The organism is Nesterenkonia sandarakina, assembly GCF_014138825.1.
Lineage (GTDB): Bacteria > Actinomycetota > Actinomycetes > Actinomycetales > Micrococcaceae > Nesterenkonia > Nesterenkonia sandarakina.
Genome location: NZ_JACJIH010000001.1, coordinates 1,507,037 through 1,523,032, shown reverse-complemented (window position 1 = coordinate 1,523,032; position 15,996 = coordinate 1,507,037). Strand labels below are relative to the sequence as shown.

Annotated in this window: 11 protein-coding genes; 7 read left to right on the top strand and 4 right to left on the bottom strand. The window is 67.8% G+C overall.

All coding sequences use genetic code 11. The features are described 5' to 3' along the window. Positions 1–29 precede the first annotated feature (29 nt). Complete coding sequence (hpf, locus tag HNR24_RS06910) at positions 30–719, top strand: ribosome hibernation-promoting factor, HPF/YfiA family (protein WP_182495398.1); 690 nt, start codon at positions 30–32, stop codon at positions 717–719. 208 nt (positions 720–927) lie between these two features. Next, entirely contained in the window at positions 928–3,540 is a 2,613-nt protein-coding gene (gene secA, locus HNR24_RS06905) for a preprotein translocase subunit SecA (RefSeq protein ID WP_083504777.1), read from the top strand. A 16-nt stretch (positions 3,541–3,556) separates the two neighbouring features. Here the strand turns inward: secA and HNR24_RS06900 are convergent, their stop codons facing one another. Together HNR24_RS06900 and HNR24_RS06895 are read right to left on the bottom strand one after the other, a co-directional pair. Next, positions 3,557–4,252, bottom strand: coding sequence for an Rv3235 family protein (locus tag HNR24_RS06900; RefSeq protein WP_182495397.1), 696 nt, complete (start codon positions 4,250–4,252; stop codon positions 3,557–3,559). Between the two features lie 88 nt (positions 4,253–4,340). Further along, positions 4,341–5,264, bottom strand: coding sequence for a LysM peptidoglycan-binding domain-containing protein (locus tag HNR24_RS06895; RefSeq protein WP_058888449.1), 924 nt, complete (start codon positions 5,262–5,264; stop codon positions 4,341–4,343). A 148-nt stretch (positions 5,265–5,412) separates the two neighbouring features. On the opposite strand from HNR24_RS06895, the gene HNR24_RS06890 reads away from it, so the two are divergent. After that, the gene (locus HNR24_RS06890; protein ID WP_058888450.1) at positions 5,413–5,976 is read left to right on the top strand and encodes a hypothetical protein; all 564 of its coding nucleotides are present in this window, start codon (positions 5,413–5,415) and stop codon (positions 5,974–5,976) included. A gap of 13 nt (positions 5,977–5,989) precedes the next feature. On the opposite strand, the gene HNR24_RS06885 is transcribed toward HNR24_RS06890, so the two are convergent. Further along, on the bottom strand, positions 5,990–6,247 hold the full coding sequence (locus HNR24_RS06885) for a helix-turn-helix domain-containing protein (protein ID WP_058888451.1): 258 nt from the start codon (positions 6,245–6,247) through the stop codon (positions 5,990–5,992). A gap of 203 nt (positions 6,248–6,450) precedes the next feature. Here HNR24_RS06885 and HNR24_RS06880 point away from each other — a divergent pair, with 203 nt between their 5' ends. The 4 genes from HNR24_RS06880 to HNR24_RS06865 all read left to right on the top strand — a co-directional run bounded on the left by HNR24_RS06880 (position 6,451) and on the right by HNR24_RS06865 (position 15,485). After that, positions 6,451–7,260 (top strand): hypothetical protein, encoded by an 810-nt coding sequence (locus HNR24_RS06880; protein WP_058888452.1) that lies wholly within the window; start codon positions 6,451–6,453, stop codon positions 7,258–7,260. After that, positions 7,261–8,811 carry a CpaE/TadZ family protein gene (locus HNR24_RS06875; protein ID WP_058888453.1) on the top strand — a complete coding sequence of 517 codons (1,551 nt, stop codon included), beginning with the start codon at positions 7,261–7,263 and terminating at the stop codon, positions 8,809–8,811. It abuts the gene before it with no gap. An 86-nt stretch (positions 8,812–8,897) separates the two neighbouring features. Then, complete coding sequence (locus HNR24_RS06870; RefSeq protein ID WP_083504778.1) at positions 8,898–13,730, top strand: NAD-glutamate dehydrogenase; 4,833 nt, start codon at positions 8,898–8,900, stop codon at positions 13,728–13,730. A 54-nt stretch (positions 13,731–13,784) separates the two neighbouring features. Further along, the gene (locus tag HNR24_RS06865; RefSeq protein ID WP_083504779.1) at positions 13,785–15,485 is read left to right on the top strand and encodes a sensor histidine kinase; all 1,701 of its coding nucleotides are present in this window, start codon (positions 13,785–13,787) and stop codon (positions 15,483–15,485) included. A gap of 3 nt (positions 15,486–15,488) precedes the next feature. Here HNR24_RS06865 and HNR24_RS06860 read toward each other — a convergent pair whose 3' ends face one another. Continuing rightward, a complete protein-coding gene (locus tag HNR24_RS06860; RefSeq protein WP_036474112.1) occupies positions 15,489–15,737 on the bottom strand; it encodes a WhiB family transcriptional regulator in 249 nt (82 codons plus the stop codon). Positions 15,738–15,996: the final 259 nt, after the last annotated feature.

Here is a 15,996-nt window from a genome sequence, read left to right as displayed (position 1 = left end):
TGTCTGATATCGGATACGAGGAGGACAGAATGACTCTGCAGGTCAACTTCACTGGCCGAAATATCGCGATCCCCGCCAGCTTCAAGGAGCACGTCGAGGGCAAGCTCGAGAAGATCGAGCAGCTCACCGATAAGGGGCATCGCCTGGAGATCAAGGTCTCCAGCGAGAACTCCCACCGCCGAGCCGACACCAGCATGACCGTGGAGCTGACAGTCATCGGCCGGGGCAAGGTCATTCGTTCCGAGGCGCAGGCCGGTGACAAGTTCGCCGCCTTTGAGATTGCCCTGAACAAACTCACCGAGCGTCTCCGGCGCACCCTGGACAAGAAGAAGTCCCGCGCCCACGCCTCCCACAACGGGGCCGCCGATGTGGCCGCCGCCATGGCCAGCGTCCCGCCGGCCGCCACGGACCGCCCGCTCTATGAGCAGGTCCTCGACGCGGAGGCCGCCGATGATGTGCCGCCCACCGAGGATGCGGCGGAATCAAGCATCAAGATCCGGCGCAAGGTCTTCCCGGCCAAGCCGCTCAGCGTCGACGCAGCCGTGGACGCGATGGAACTCGTCGGCCACGACTTCTACCTCTTCGTGGACGCCGCCACGGGTCAGCCCTCAGCGGTCTACCGCCGCCGCGGCTGGACCTACGGAGTGATCTCGCTGGATCAGAACAGCACTGACCAGCACGAGCCTGTGATCGAGGAGCTGGCCTACCAGGCCTCCTGAGCTTCTCGTCAACGCTTCCGTTGAGGGGCGGATTCTCCGGGCACTTCATCGCTCTACGGGTGAAGGCGTTCGGAGAATCCGCCCCTCGACGCTGTGAGCTGTCTTCCAGTTCCGGGTCCGCTGAGCGGAGCGCGTAGAATGACAGATGGGGGATCCATGCCTATCGTGGGTCTCCGCCGAACCAGTAGACACTGATGGAGAACTGGCTGTGCCCACTCTGCTTGAACGAATCCTCAAGACCGGGGAGAAGAAGGTCCTCAGGACACTGAGCTCCTATGCGGATGCCGTGAACCTCCTGGAGGACGAGTTCAAGGAACTCAGCGACGCCGAGCTTCGCGCCGAGACCGAGCGATTCCGTGAGCGGCTGCGCGACGGCGAGTCGCTGAACTCCCTGCTGCCCGAGGCCTTCGCCACGGTGCGTGAGGCGGCAGACCGCACGCTGGGTCAGCGGCACTACGACGTGCAGCTGATGGGCGGCGCGGCTCTGCACCTGGGAGACATCGCGGAGATGGGCACCGGTGAGGGCAAGACCCTGGTGGCCACGGCGCCGGCGTATCTGAACGCGCTCACCGGCAAGGGCGTCCACGTGGTCACCGTCAACGACTACCTCGCGAAGTACCAGGCGGATCTGATGGGACGCGTCTACCGCTTCCTGGGACTCACCGTCGGGACCATCACCAACGATCTGAAGCCCGCCGCGCGCCGCGAGGCCTACGCCGCGGACATCACCTACGGCACCAACAACGAATTCGGCTTCGACTTCCTGCGCGACAACATGGCGCAGTCCCTGGACGATCTGGTCCAGCGTGAGCACCACTACGCGATCATCGATGAGATCGACTCGATCCTCATCGACGAGGCCCGCACCCCGCTGATCATCTCGGGCGCGGCCTCCGGAGACATCTCGCGCTGGTACACCGACTTCGCGACCCTGGTGAAGAAGCTGCACATCGACGAGGACTATGAGGTCGACGAGAAGAAGCGCACGGTCGGCGTCCTGGAATCCGGGATCGACAAGGTCGAGGACTATCTCGGCATCGAGAACCTCTACGAGACTCAGAACACCACCCTGATCCAGTACCTCAACAATGCGATCCGCGCCAAGGAGCTCTACCGTCGAGACACCGACTACGTGGTTTCCCAGGGCGAGGTGCACATCGTCGATGAGCACACCGGACGCATCCTCAAGGGCCGCCGCTACAACGAGGGGCTGCACCAGGCCATCGAGGCCAAGGAACAGGTCCGGGTCAAGCCGGAGAACCAGACCCGAGCCACGGTGACGCTGCAGAACTACTTCCGCAGCTACGAGAAGATCTCCGGGATGACCGGCACGGCCGAGACCGAGGCCGGCGAGTTCATGTCCACCTATAAGCTCGGCGTGGTCCCGATCCCGTCGAATCGTACTCGGCAGCGCGTGGACCACAACGACCTGGTCTATAAGAACGAGGTCGTGAAGTTCGATGCGGTGATCAAGGACATCGTGGAGCGCCACGAGAAGGGCCAGCCCATTCTGGTGGGCAGCGAGTCAGTGGAGAAGTCGGAGTACCTCTCCAAGAAGCTCGCCCAGGCCGGCATCCGCCACGAGGTGCTCAACGCGAAGAACCACGAGCATGAAGCCGCGATCGTCGCCCAGGCCGGCCGCAAGGGTGCGGTCACCGTGGCCACGAACATGGCAGGCCGAGGCACCGACATCATGCTCGGCGGCAACGCCGAGTTCAACGCGGTCCGCGAGATGGAGAAGCTGGGACTGGACCCGGTGGAGGACGCAGAGGCCTACGAGGCGCGGTGGGACGAGGTCTTCGACAAGGCCAAGGCCGAGACCAAGTCCGAGGGTGATGAGGTCCGTGAGCTGGGTGGGCTCTATGTGCTGGGCACCGAGCGGCACCAGTCCCGTCGCATCGACAACCAGCTGCGCGGACGTTCCGGGCGCCAGGGTGACCCCGGGGAGTCCCGGTTCTACATCTCTTTGACCGATGACCTGATGCGCCTCTTCAACCAGGCCGCTGCGGCCCGCATCATGAACTCCAAGGCCATGGACGACGAGATCCCGGTGGAGCACAAGTTCGTGTCCTCCGCGATCGCCAACGCCCAGCAGCAGCGTGAGGGTCAGAACACCGAGACCCGCAAGAACGTGCTCAAGTACGACGACGTGATGAACCGCCAGCGCCAGGCCATCTACTCCGACCGGCGCCGGATCCTTGAGGGCGACGACGTCCACGAGAAGGTGCAGCACTTCATCGAGGATGCGGTGAGCCTGATGATCGAGGAGAAGACCACCGCCTCCTCCTCGGAGGACTGGGATCTGGAGGCGCTCTGGGAGGAGCTGAAGTCGCTCTACCCGGTGTCGCTGAGCATCGAGGATCTGGTCGAAGAAGCAGGCGGCATCGATCAGCTCAACACCAAGATGCTCAAGCGGGAGCTGATCTCCGACGCCAAGGTCGCCTACGAGGCCAAGGCTGCTGAGATCGGCGAGACCGCGATCCGTCAGCTCGAGCGCCGGGTCCTGCTCAGCGTGATCGATGAGAAATGGCAGGAGCATCTCTACGAGATGGACTACCTGAAATCCGGGATCGGGCTGCGCTCCATGGCTCAGCGTGACCCGCTGGTGGAGTACCAGCGCGAAGGGTTCCTGCTCTTCCAGACCATGGCCGACAGTGTCCGTGAGGACTCGGTGCGGCTGCTCTTCAGCGCCGAGGTCACCGCGAAGGCTCCCGAGACGGCCACTCCGAACCTGCCCGGAGTCAAGGACGGTCGGATGTTCGCCGCCGGCCAGCGGCTTCGCGTTCCCGGACTCCAGGACACCACCGCCACCCAGGGCTGAGCCCGGAGCAGGCGGCTCATCCCAGCTCCATCGCGACGACGCGCCAGCGCCGCCGGTGGGCTTCGAGTCGCAGCGCGCAGGCCCGGATCCGGCGGCCGTCTCCGAACACCACCGAGACCTCCCAGGCGCCGCGGGTGACGCGTTCGGCGCGCAGATGCCCGAAGGTCAACGGCTGGGGACGGGGGATCGTCCTCGGCGACGCCTGCCGGGATCGCGCCGCAGGGTCCGGGGTCGCGTCCGCGCGTCTGCGGGTCTCAGCCAGCAGCACGGCGCGCTCTGCCACCTTGTTCTGCACCTCGAGATCCAGCCACCGCTGCAGCTGCCTGGCCGGGCGCAGACCCTGCAGCACCTCTGTTGTCACCTGGCAGACGATGCGTGCGATCGCGCAGATCTGGCGGTGCTCCTCGCGATAGGTGGCCAGTGTGGTGGGTGGCTCACCCGGGGGTCGACGGGCCGCCGCGGGCTCGCGTTCTCCGCGCAGTCGGCGGATCAGTGCCGGAACCTCATCCTCTCTGCGGAGCCGATAAGGCGATGCAGCGGCGGGAGCCTCTCGTCGCCACGACGACCCCGGGGCCGCGACCACCGTGGTGCGCCCGGTCAGCTGGGGGTCACCGTCGAGGAAGGCGCGCAGCGCCGCCATGGGATCCTCCTGGGCTGCGCCGCGAGAGCCGGGAGACGAGTAGGGCTGCGGTTCGGCTGGACTGACGGACATGATCTCTCCCTGTGGGTCGAATGCTCTGGTGCTGGTGCTGGTGCTGGTGCTGGTGCTGGTGCTGGTTCCTGTGCTTGTGAGGCCGTCGTCAGCTGCCCGGGACGGTCAGGATCATTCCCGGCAGGATGATGCCGGGATCGGCGCCGATCCGGTCGCGGTTCACTGCGTGCCACCTGGGCCAGCTTGCTGCGATCTCCCAATCGGTGGCGTCTGGGCCCAGGTGGTCCGCGGCGATGTCCCACAGCGAATCCCCAAGGCGCACCACGATCTGCTCCGGTGCCGAGGTGTCACGCTGCGGCAGGCCCTGAAGCCGCTCGGCACCGGGCAGCTCGGGGGTGAACAGGCCCGACGGCGGCTGTGTCGAGTCGGCCCGCCGCTCCGGGTCAAGGTGGCGATCGTCTTCAGGCGCATGGCTCACCTCAGGCGCGGTCCGGATCTCAGACGCGGTGCGGATCTCAGACGCCACGCCGGGCTCAGTCATCACGGGCCGGGTGGGTCCCGGCCGGGTCACCTCACCCGGCGCGGCGGGGTCGAACAGCACCGAGTCTGCAACCCCGATGCCCTGCCCGGTTTCGGTCGTAGTGGATCGGGGCCAGGCCTCGGCCGCCACACTGCTCAGTCCCACCCCCGCGGCCACCACCAGTGCAGCGCTGCGGCGCATGAACTCAGGACTGAAGAGCGCCAGCCGTCGTTCCAGCTTCCAGGCACCGCACCGCTGGGCAAGCTGCTGAGCCAGGACCGCGAGCACCGCGACGGTGGTGGCGCCGCTGACGCACAGTCCCGCCGCGGCAGCGAGGAGCCCGAGTGCCGTCTCCGCGGCATCGATGCCGTGCTGGTGCTGCAGCCGCGCAAAGGATCCCTCGAGATCGGGCTGCCCCGCGAGGATCATAGTGCCGAAGTGCCACAGCGCGGGTCCGCTCCCGATGAGCGCGATGCTCAGCAGCAGGTCTCTGAGCCGGGTCTCCGAGACGAAGCCGCTCGACGTCGAAGTGTCAGCTGGTGTTCTGGTCATATCCATGGGACCCATCCCGAGTTTTTTAGTGCTGTTTGATATCACTGGGTGTATTTAGAGTGTACCGAGTTGTCCCGGGTCTTCAAGGGGGTTCGGGAGGAGTCCTGTAGCCTCAGCCCAGGCAGCAAGTCGCGGAGGTGAGACCGAAATGCGCTGGGAAGCACTCTTTGCCGATCTCGAGACGCAGCTGGAGGCGGCGCAGACCGCTGAGTTCAATGCAGCGCTGGCCGAGGCATCCCGGCTTGAAGCGTCTCGGGTGGAGTTCGCCGAGCGTCTGCGCGCGCATCGGCATCGAGAGCTGGGCCTACATGTCTGGGGTGGTCAGCGGCTCGATGTGCGGATCGAGGCGGTCGGTTCTGACTGGCTCTCGGGCGCTCTCCCGCAGCACAGCGTCCTGGTGCCGCTGAGGAGCATCCTCGCGGTCGAGGGAATGGCTCGCGCGGCGGCCCGGAGCGAACCCAGCGCGGCCCGACGACGTCTGGGCATCATGGCGCCTCTGCGCAGCTTGGCCCGGGATCGGGCGCAGGTCAGCGTGATCGGGGTGCACGGGCTTCTGGCCGCGGGGCTGATCGCGACCGCCGGTCGGGACTTCGTCGACATCGTGCCGGTGAGTGCGGAAGGGAGGAGTCGGGCCGACGCCGGGCGCGCGGCACGCACCATCCCGCTGCACGCCGTGGCATGGTTCCGCGGCGAGGGGCCTGATCTGGACTAGTCGGGCCCCCGACTCAGGACGCGGTGGTGCGCGGGGTGTGTTCTTGCGGTGTCCCCGGTGCGGGGGTGGAGGCGATTGCAGAGCGGGATTCGCGCTGCGCCGCGTACTGGCGCTCGATGTACTCGTCGAGCTTGGCCTCCTCGACCCGCCACTGACCGCGACCCCCGATCTGAATCCCCTCCAGGTCCCCGGTCTTGATGAGGGCGCGGGTCTGCGACATGGAGATGTTCAACGCCTCCGCCACATCAGGCAGGGTCAGGAACCGTCGCATCGTGATCCTCCGTGTTTCGACGTGTCGTTTGGTGTCGTTTCTCCCATTCTTCCACGTCTGAGTCCTGAGGCCAGAGTTCTGCACCCCGGAGATGTGATCGGCCTTTTGCACAGATTTCACCGGACCCGTTGTCTTCTGAGGAGCCGGTATCTACGCTGATGCCTGTGCGCCCGTGACGGCGGGCCGTCAGCCAGGGAGACACCATGCCTGAGCCCCAGTCCACGCGGAGCCCCGATTCCAGGCCGCAGCCGCCGCACTCCGCCGCGTCGCGGCCCGGGCCTGCAGCCCAGCGGCTGCGCGCACCGAGCTGGCGGGATCCGCGGCTGCTCGTCGGGGTGCTGATCGTGGCGCTCTCCGTCTCTGGTGTGATCGCCCTGGTGACCACACAGAACCGCACCACCCCGGTCTACGCGGCAGACCGGCTGCTCGCCGTGGGGGACCGGCTCTCCGTGGAGGACCTCCGCGTGGTCCAGGTGCAGATCGATGAGCTTTCCGAGGCATACCTCCCTGCCAGCGGTGCACTGCCGGAGGACGCCGAGCTCATCGCCATGGTCGATGAGGGAGAGCTGATCCCTCGCCGTGCTGTGGCCGAGGATGATCCGCAGGGACGTCAGGCGATGACGATCACGGTGGAGCACACCCTCGCCAGGGGCGTGGAGCCAGGTCGACTGGTCGACGTCTGGGCCGCAGACGCCGGAGCGCTGGGCGCACAGGAAGAGGTCGCGGTCGAGCAGCTCGCCGCAGGCGCCCAGGTCTCGGAGATCACCGAGTCCAACACCACCTTCGGCACGCAGGAGCGGGTCACCGTCGAGCTGCTGGTGGACCCTGAGGAGCTGCCTGCGCTGTTGGGCGCCACCAGCTCTGCATCCACGCTGTCGGTGGTCCCGGCCGGGGCTGCGGGGGAGCCGGACCCAGAACCAGCAGTGGAATCGGATCCAGATCCGGACTCCGACCCAGATTCAGACTCAGATTCGGACCCGGATTCGGACCCAGACCCGGAGGACGAGACCTAGATGAGCAGATGCTCCGTGGTCACCATGGGTCGACTCGGTGTGGACCACATCGCCGCAGTAGAAGGGCTGCAGGGCCCGGTCTCGATCGATCGTCGCTGCGCTGACCTGCCCGAGCTGATCGCGGTGTGCCGCGCGGGCCGAGCCGACGCCGCGCTGATCATCGGGGACACCGATCAGCTCACAGCCACGGTGCTCCACGAGCTCCAGGGGGAGGGTCGGAACGTCGTCGTCATCTCGCACATCGCCCAGGAGCGGGGGCGCCTGCAGCGACTTGGTGTGCGCAGCTTCCCCGACGAGGTCAGCGCCTCGGATCTGGCACTGGCCCTGAGGGGAGTCCAGGCAGCCGAAGACGCGGATCCGGGTTCGGCCGGTCCCACGCCGGGTCACAGCAACGGTTTCCCCTATGCCGCAGCCCAGGTGCACCACCGCCGTGAACTCCCGAGCCCAGAACAGCCGAGCCCAGAACAATCCAGCCCAGCACCGTTCCTTCCAGAACGGCCCAGCCCCGCGGCGCGCCGAGACGCGAGGGCTGAGGGTCGCAATGCTGCGCCAGCCGAGACCGCGACTCCAGCCGAGACCCCAACATCAGCAGGAGCGGCCGCGGCGACAGAGACGGCTGAGGCAGCAGAGACCACCCAGACCAGAACCGCGGTGGGGCTCGGGGATCTCCACGATGCGGCGTCGGGGAGCGGGTCCGGCAGCGCCGGTGGCATCACTGTGGTCTGGGGTGCCCCGGGCAGTCCCGGGCGCAGCACCGTGGCGGTGAACCTTGCCGCCGAGCTGGCCCTGCACGGGAGCTCAGTGCTGCTGCTCGACGCCGATACGGTGGCGGCTTCGCTGGTGGCCCAGCTGGGTCTCATGGAGGAGACCGCCGGCCTGGCACGGGTCTGCCGAGCCGCTGACCTGGGCAGGCTCGACGTCGCCGCGCTGCACGCCGCCACCACGGTGGTCCAGATCGGCGGCGTCCGGCTGGACCTGCTCTCCGGGCTCCCACGCTCCCAGCGCTGGCCGGAGCTGCGGGAGCGCAGCCTCACCGCGGTGCTCGAACTGGTCCGTGTCCATTACGAGCATGTGATCATAGACGTGGCAGCCCCGGTGGAGGAGGACGAGGAGCTCAGCTTCGACACCGCAGCGCCGCAGCGCAACGCGGCGACCCTGGCCTGCCTGCGCCTGGCCGAGAGGCTGCTCGTCGTCGGGGCGGCGGATCCGGTGAACTTTCCGCGTCTGGTCAAGGCGGTCGAGGCCCTTGATCCCAGCCTCGGCGGCGTCCCGGGGGTCCAGCCGGAGGTGGTCATCAACAAGGTGCGCAGCGAGGTGATAGGCCGCTCCCCGCGGGACCAGATCAGCCAGACCTGGCTGCGGATCGGCCCGGCCGCGCCCATCGCGGCGTTCCTGCCCTGGGACCCGGCCGGCTGCGATGCCGCCCTGCTGACCGGGCAGATCCTGGCCGAGGCGGCTCCGAACTCGCCGCTGCGCCGGGGCATCGCACGGTTGGCCGGCGTCGATCTTCCGGTGCGCCGGCGCGGCCTCCTCCGCAGCGGCAGACGGTAGGCTGAGCGGCACAGGCAACGCGCAGCCGGCCCTACTGGGCGCGGGTCTGCGCGCACTTCATATCAGCAGAAAGAGCGAGAGCACCTATGCCCGCCGAGACAATTCTTTGGACCAGCAATGACGCCGATCTTGAGACATTGACCGATGCCTACTACGCCCATATCGCCAGCGAGGACCGCCAGCAGGTCAGCGCGGAGCGTCAGCAGCAGCGGGTGCGGGAGCACCTTCAGCTGGCTGAGACCCGGACCGACTCCTCCCCGGTGGTCCACGTGGTCGGCGTCGGCGGTCAGAGTCTGGTGCAGGTCGTCACCGATGACATGCCCTACCTGGTGGACTCGGTCACCGCCGAGGTGACCCGGCACGGCCACGGCATCTCCCTGGTGGTGCACCCGATCCTGCTCAGCAGTCGCAGCACCAGCGACGGAGGGCTGGTCTCGGTGAAGTCCCTGCCCTCCGAGCACCGCGGGGTGTCCTCGGGGGACACCCAGACCCTGCCCAACCTCAGGGCCATCTTCGACGAGCAGCACCTGGTCAAGATCGAATCCTGGATCACCATCGAGCTGGACCGCGTGATCTCGGAGGAGGACGCGCAGACCCTGGTCAGCGGGCTGCACCGGATCCTGCATGACGTGGAGGTCAGCCACCGGGACCAGGACCGGATGATCGCCCGGGTCAAGGACGCCGGGGGATCGCTGCGGCAGGCCGGCGATCTGCCGGAGTCTCAGGAGTCCTCCGATCTGCTGCAGTGGATGGGCGCCGGGAACTTCCTGTTCCTGGGCTACCGGGAATACGAGCTCGCCGAGTATCCCGACGGCTCCGTGCACCTGGACCCGATCACCGGGACCGGCCTGGGGATCCTCGCCGATAAGAACGGCAAGCCGATCACCCGGCGCTCCACCGAGCTCTCCGCCGCCGGCCGGCAGCGCGCCGGACAGCGCCGCGCCCTGGTCATCACCAAGGCCAACTCGCGCTCCACGGTGCGCCGACGCACCTATATGGACTATGTGGCGGTGAAGACCTTCCACGCCGACGGCACGGTCAAGGGTGAGCGCCGGTTCATCGGGCTCTTCAGCGAGCGGGCCTACAGCGAATCCATCGTGAACATCCCGCTGCTGCGCTCCCGCGCCGAGCAGCTGCTGCGCCGTTCCGGGTTCGCCCCGGACTCCCACTCCGGCACCGACCTGATGCAGATCCTCGAGACCTATCCGCGCAACGAGCTGCTGCAGATGGAGATCGATGAGATCGAGCAGGCCACCTGGCAGATCATGCAGCTCCAGGAGCGGCGCCGGGTCAAGCTGTTCCTGCGCAAGGACCACTACGGACGGTTCATGACCGCCCTGGTCTACCTGCCCAGGGACCGTTACAACACTGCGGTGCGCCGGCGCATCGAGCAGGAGCTGCTGGACTACATCCAGGCGGAATCCATCGACTTCAACGTCCGGCTCACCGACTCGGTGCTGGCTCGGGTGTTCTTCCGGCTCCGCCTCGCCGACGACGCCGCAGAGCCCGTCGGCACCGTGCAGGAGCTGGAGCAGCGGCTGGCCCGGGCGGTGCGCTCCTGGTCTGAGGGAATCGCTGCCGAGGCGCGGGAGCGCTACTCGTCGTCCCAGGCCCACGACGTCGCCGCCCGCTGGGGCGAGGCGTTCCCGGATGACTACCGGGTGCTCTACGAAGTCCAGGACGCGCTGGCCGATGCCGCCCAGTTCGAGGCTCTCGAGGCGGCCGTCGCCGAGGGTCATCCTGTGCCGCGGATGAGCTTCTACCGCTCGGGGGAGGGTGGCGCGGCGGACATGCGGCTCAAGCTCTACCTCACCGAGCCCAAGACGCTCACCGACACCCTCCCGGTGATCGATGACTTCGGTCTCGAGGTCCTCGACGAGCGCTCCTACACGCTGCACTGCCCCGACGGGGCGACCTTCCATCTCTACGACCTGGGACTGTTCTACCCGGAATCGGTCGACGCGGAGGCCACCATCGGTCTGCTCCAAGAGGCCTATCAGCAGGTGCTGATCGGCCGCGCGGAGTCCGATGTCTTCTCGCAGCTGGTGCTGCGTCTGGGGCTGAGCATCCGAGACGTCACCGTGCTGCGCGCCTACGCCAAGTACTACCGTCAGCTCGGCAGCACCAACTCCTACAGCTTCGTCGCGGACTCGCTGCTGGCCAACCCTGAGATGGCGCTGGCGCTGGTGGACTACTTCCAGACCCGATTCGATCCCGACCTCGAAGGGGACCGCCAGGCGCAGAGCGCGACGGCGCGGGAGCGGGTCATGGAGGCTCTGGAGCAGGTCCGCACGTTGGACGCCGACCGGGTGCTCAGCGCCCTGCTGAACCTCATCGACTCCACGGCGCGCACCAACCTCTACCAGAACCGGGACTGGCTCTCGCTGAAGCTGACTCCGGCGACCATCGACGCCGCGCCCGCCCCGCGCCCGGCGCACGAGATCTGGGTCTACTCCCCGCAGGTCGAGGGCGTGCACCTGCGCTTCGCCAAGGTCGCCCGCGGCGGGCTGCGCTGGTCCGACCGCCGCGAGGACTTCCGCACCGAGGTTCTGGGCCTGGTCAAGGCGCAGGTGGCCAAGAACGCGGTGATCGTCCCCTCCGGGGCCAAGGGAGGCTTCTTCCCCAAGCAGCTGCCGGACCCGACCGCGGACCGCGGGGCCTGGGCCGAGGCCGGCAAGGAGGCCTATAAGGTCTTCATCCGCGCCCTGCTGGACATCACCGACAACCAGAGCGAACAAGACGGGCAGATGGTGATCACCCACCCGGAACGGGTGGTGCGCCATGACGGCGACGACGCCTACCTGGTGGTCGCCGCGGACAAGGGCACCGCGACCTTCTCCGACACTGCGAACCAGATCAGTCAGGAGTACGGGCACTGGCTCGGCGACGCCTTCGCCTCCGGTGGTTCGGTGGGCTATGACCACAAGGCCATGGGCATCACCGCCCGGGGCGCCTGGGAATCGGTGAAGTCGCACTTCTCCGAACTCGGCCTGGACACCCAGCAGGAGGACTTCACCGTCATGGGCGTCGGGGACATGGGCGGTGATGTGTTCGGCAATGGGATGCTGCTCTCCGAGCACATCCGGCTCGTCGCCGCGTTCAACCACCTGCACATCTTCATCGACCCGGACCCCGACGCCGCCGCCAGCTTCGCGGAGCGTCAGCGGCTCTTCACCGCCCAGCGTTCCGGCTGGGGGGAGTACAACCTGGAGCTGATCTCCGAGGGCGGCGGGGTCTTCTCGCGCACCGCGAAGACCATCGAGATCACCGAGGCGATGCGTCGACGCTTCGACCTGCCGGAGTCGCAGAGCCGGCTCACACCCCCGGAGCTGATCCACGCGCTGTTGAAGGCGCCGGTGGACCTCTTCTACAACGGCGGCATCGGGACCTACGTGAAGGCCTCCACCGAGACCCACGAGCAGGTCGGGGACCGCGCGAACAACGCGATCCGGGTCGACGGCGCGCAGCTGCGCGCCCGGGTGGTCGGGGAGGGCGGCAACCTGGGCCTGACCCAGGCCGGACGGATCGAGGCAGCCCAGAACGGGGTGCTGCTGAACACCGACGCGATCGATAACTCCGCAGGGGTGGACTGCTCGGACCACGAGGTCAACATCAAGATCCTGATCGATCAGCTGGTGGACTCCGGTCACCTCAACGCCGCCGAGCGCAGCGAGCTGCTGAGCTCGATGACCGAGGATGTCGCCGCCCTGGTGCTGGAGACCAACCGGGACCAGAACGCCCTGCTGATGACCGATCGGCACCGGGTGGGTGAGTGGTCACCGAGCTTCCAGCGGCTGATCAGCTGGCTTGAGGAGACCGTCGGGCTGGACCGGGACCTCGAAGTGCTCCCGGATGATGACGGATTCGCCGAGCGCGCGGCCAATGATCAGCGGATCCTCACCTCCCCGGAGCTCTCGGTGTTGGCCGCCTACGCCAAGATCCAGCTCAAGTCGGCCCTGGTGGAGAACTCCGTGCCCGACGACGACTGGTTCGAAGACACCCTGGCCCACTACTTCCCGGCCGCGCTGCGCGAGCGGTTCCAGGATCAGCTCTCCCGGCACCCGCTGCATCGCGAGATCATCGCCAATGTGCTGGCCAACGAGGTGATCAACGTCGGCGGCGCCGCGTTCGTGTTCCGCGCCATCGAAGAGACCTTCGCCGCGGAGGAGCAGGTGGTCCGGTCCTTCGTGGCGGTGCGCGAGCTCTTCGCCCTGGAAGACTTCGACGTCGCCATGCGCGAGCTGCCGGTGAGCTTCGACCGGGATGCCTGGGCGAACACCTACCGGGACATGCGCCGGCTGCTGGACCGGGCGGTGCGCTGGTTCATCAACCATGTCAGTCGCGGCACCTCGGTGCGCGAGGATGTGGAGACCTACGCGGAGCACATCGCCCCGCTCTACGGCGAGCTCACCAGCTATCTGCGCGGGGAGGACCGCCGTCGGGTCGACGAGCTGCACGCCGAAGCGCTGCAGGCGGGCATGCCCGAGCAGCTGGCCACCTGGGTGTCCCAGCTCTTCGAGGCCTTCTCGCTGCTGGACATCGCCACCCTGGCCCGGGACCTGGAGCTGGACTCCCGGGAGGTCGCCGGGGTCTACTACGCGGTCTACGCCGACTTCAGCGCAGACTCGCTGCTGAACCGGATCACCAACCTGCCCCGGCAGGACAAGTGGCAGGCGCTGGCCCGCGGCGCTCAGCGCGACGAGCTCTATGGGGCGATGGCAGACATCACCCGGGCCGTGCTCGAGGCGACCCCCTCGGATGCGGAGCCCGAGCAGCGGCTGGAGCAGTGGAAGCAGGCCAACGGCGCCAAGCTGGCCCGCGCCGAGAAGCTGGTGGACGAGGTGGACGCGCTGGCCGATGACAACATCGCCTCACTGACCGTGCTGCTGCGGCACCTGCGGGGCCTGATCGACTCGTGAGCCGTCGTCGTCTGCTGACCCTCTCCCTCACCTCTAGTTCCGAGGAGCCCTGATATGGCCGTCTTCCAGGATCCGCTGGTCGGACACCGTCATCTCTCCCAGGACGACGTGGAGTGGCTCCACGCCCTGGTGGGGGACTGGCAGCTGCTCTCAGACCTGGCGTTCTCGGATGTGGTGCTTTGGTTCCCGCACACCGAGGAGGGGTTCCTCTCCGCCGCCGAGCGCTCCTTCATCGCGCTGGCGCAGGCTCGGCCATCGACCACGCAGACCCTGATCCACCGGGATGTGGTCGGAGATCGGATCCGAGCGGATCTGAAACCGATGGTGGAGCGCGCCTGGACCTCCCAGGTGGAGACGAACTCCTCGGATCAGGGGCAGCCCTCGCCGGGGCGGATGCGGGTGCAGGCGATCCCGCTGCTGCACCGGGGGCGCACGGTCGGGGTGATCACGCTGCACTTCGCGGTGGCCGCGATGCGCAGCCCCTCCCGGCTGGAGCTGACCTACCGGCGCTGCGCCGAGGACCTGCTGGTGATGGTGGCGGAGGGTCGCTGGCCCGATGTCAGCCAGGAGTTCACCGGCTACGGGGGTGCCCCGCGGGTGGGGGACGGGCTGCTGCGCCTGGACGCCGAGGGCCGGATCACCTTCGCCTCGCCCAATGCGGTCTCGGCGCTGCTGCGACTGGGCGTCTCGGACACCCTGGAAGGACGTTCTCTGGCCGGCATCGGGTCCGAGCTGCAGCGCGCCACCGGGGTGGCGGTGGATGAGTCGCAGCCGATGATGCTCACCGGACGCCGTGCGATGCGCGCCGAGCTGGAGGCCCACGGCGCGGCTGTGACGCTGCGCTCGATCCCGCTCTACCGGGCCTCACGCCAGGGCTCCAGGTCGCTGGCTGGTGCCGGACCAGTCGCTGGCGGCGCTGATCGTCGGGGCTCCCGGTCCGAGAAGGGCGGCGAACGCTTCGCCGCGCTGGTGCTCTGCCGTGACGTCACTGAGCTGCGCCGCCGGGACAAGCAGCTGATGAGCAAGGACGCCACGATCAAGGAGATCCATCATCGGGTGAAGAACAATCTGCAGACCGTCTCGGCGCTGCTGCGGATGCAGTCGCGCCGGATGGACTCCCAGGAGGGTCGGGAGGGGCTGCGCCGGGCGATGCGCCGGGTGGAGACCATCGCGATGGTCCACGATTCGCTCTCCAAGGGTCTGGAGGAGACGGTTGACGTCGATGAGCTGATGCGCCGTCAGCTGCACCTGGCTGCGGAGATGGCCCAGTCGGATCGGCAGGTGATCACGGCGCTGCACGGCAGCTTCGGGCAGCTGCCGCCGGACATGGTCACCCCGCTGGCACTGGTGATCACCGAGATCGTCGCCAACGCGGTGGAGCACGGCTTCGGCCCGGATCCGGCGCATCGCGAGCTGCATGTCAGCATGAGCGTGCAGCGGCACGCCGACGCGGCGGGGCGTCAGCGCCTGGAGCTGGAGCTCACCGACGACGGCGTGGGGCTGCCCGAGCAGGAGTGGGAGCCCGGTCTCGGGCTGCAGATCGTGCGCACCCTGGTCCGGGGAGAGCTCTCGGGCTCCATCGAGTGGGAGAGCGCCGGCGGCCGCTCGGGCGAGGCGGCGGGCACAGGGGCGGCGGCTGGCGCAGAGGCGGCCGCGGTCACCGAAGATGCTGCGGGCACAGAAACGGCGAGGAGCGGGACACGGGTGAAGCTGCGTGCACCGATCCTCGCCGCGACGATCAACAGCGGAGGGTGAACCTCAGGAGGCGCGGCGGGCGCGTGCGGCCCGGCGCTTGAGCGCCCGGCGCTCGTCCTCGCTCATCCCGCCCCAGACTCCCGAGTCCTGACCGGTCTCCAGGGCCCACTGCAGGCAGGTGTCCATCACGGGGCACCGCCGGCAGACGCTCTTGGCCTCTTCGATCTGCAGCAGCGCCGGTCCGGTGTTGCCGACGGGGAAGAAAAGCTCGGGGTCCTTGTCCAGGCAGGCTGCTCGGCTGCGCCAATCCATGGGATCACTACTCCTAGGGCGCCTCGCGGGCGCCGATGTTCGGGTCGTTGGGCATTCAGCGGGGAATCCTTGACCGAGTCGCAATGTGAGCGGCTCGGGCAGGTGTCTCCAGGGTGGAATCCAAGGAGCCATATCGCTTCCAGTCGGCAGAATGTTCCACAGTGGGGGTGTTCCGCAGCGCCTGGATGACTCTAGGACTCCAGACCTCGGGTGAGGTGTTCTGCCATCCCGGTTAAGTACGCAATCAAGGCTGGCATGT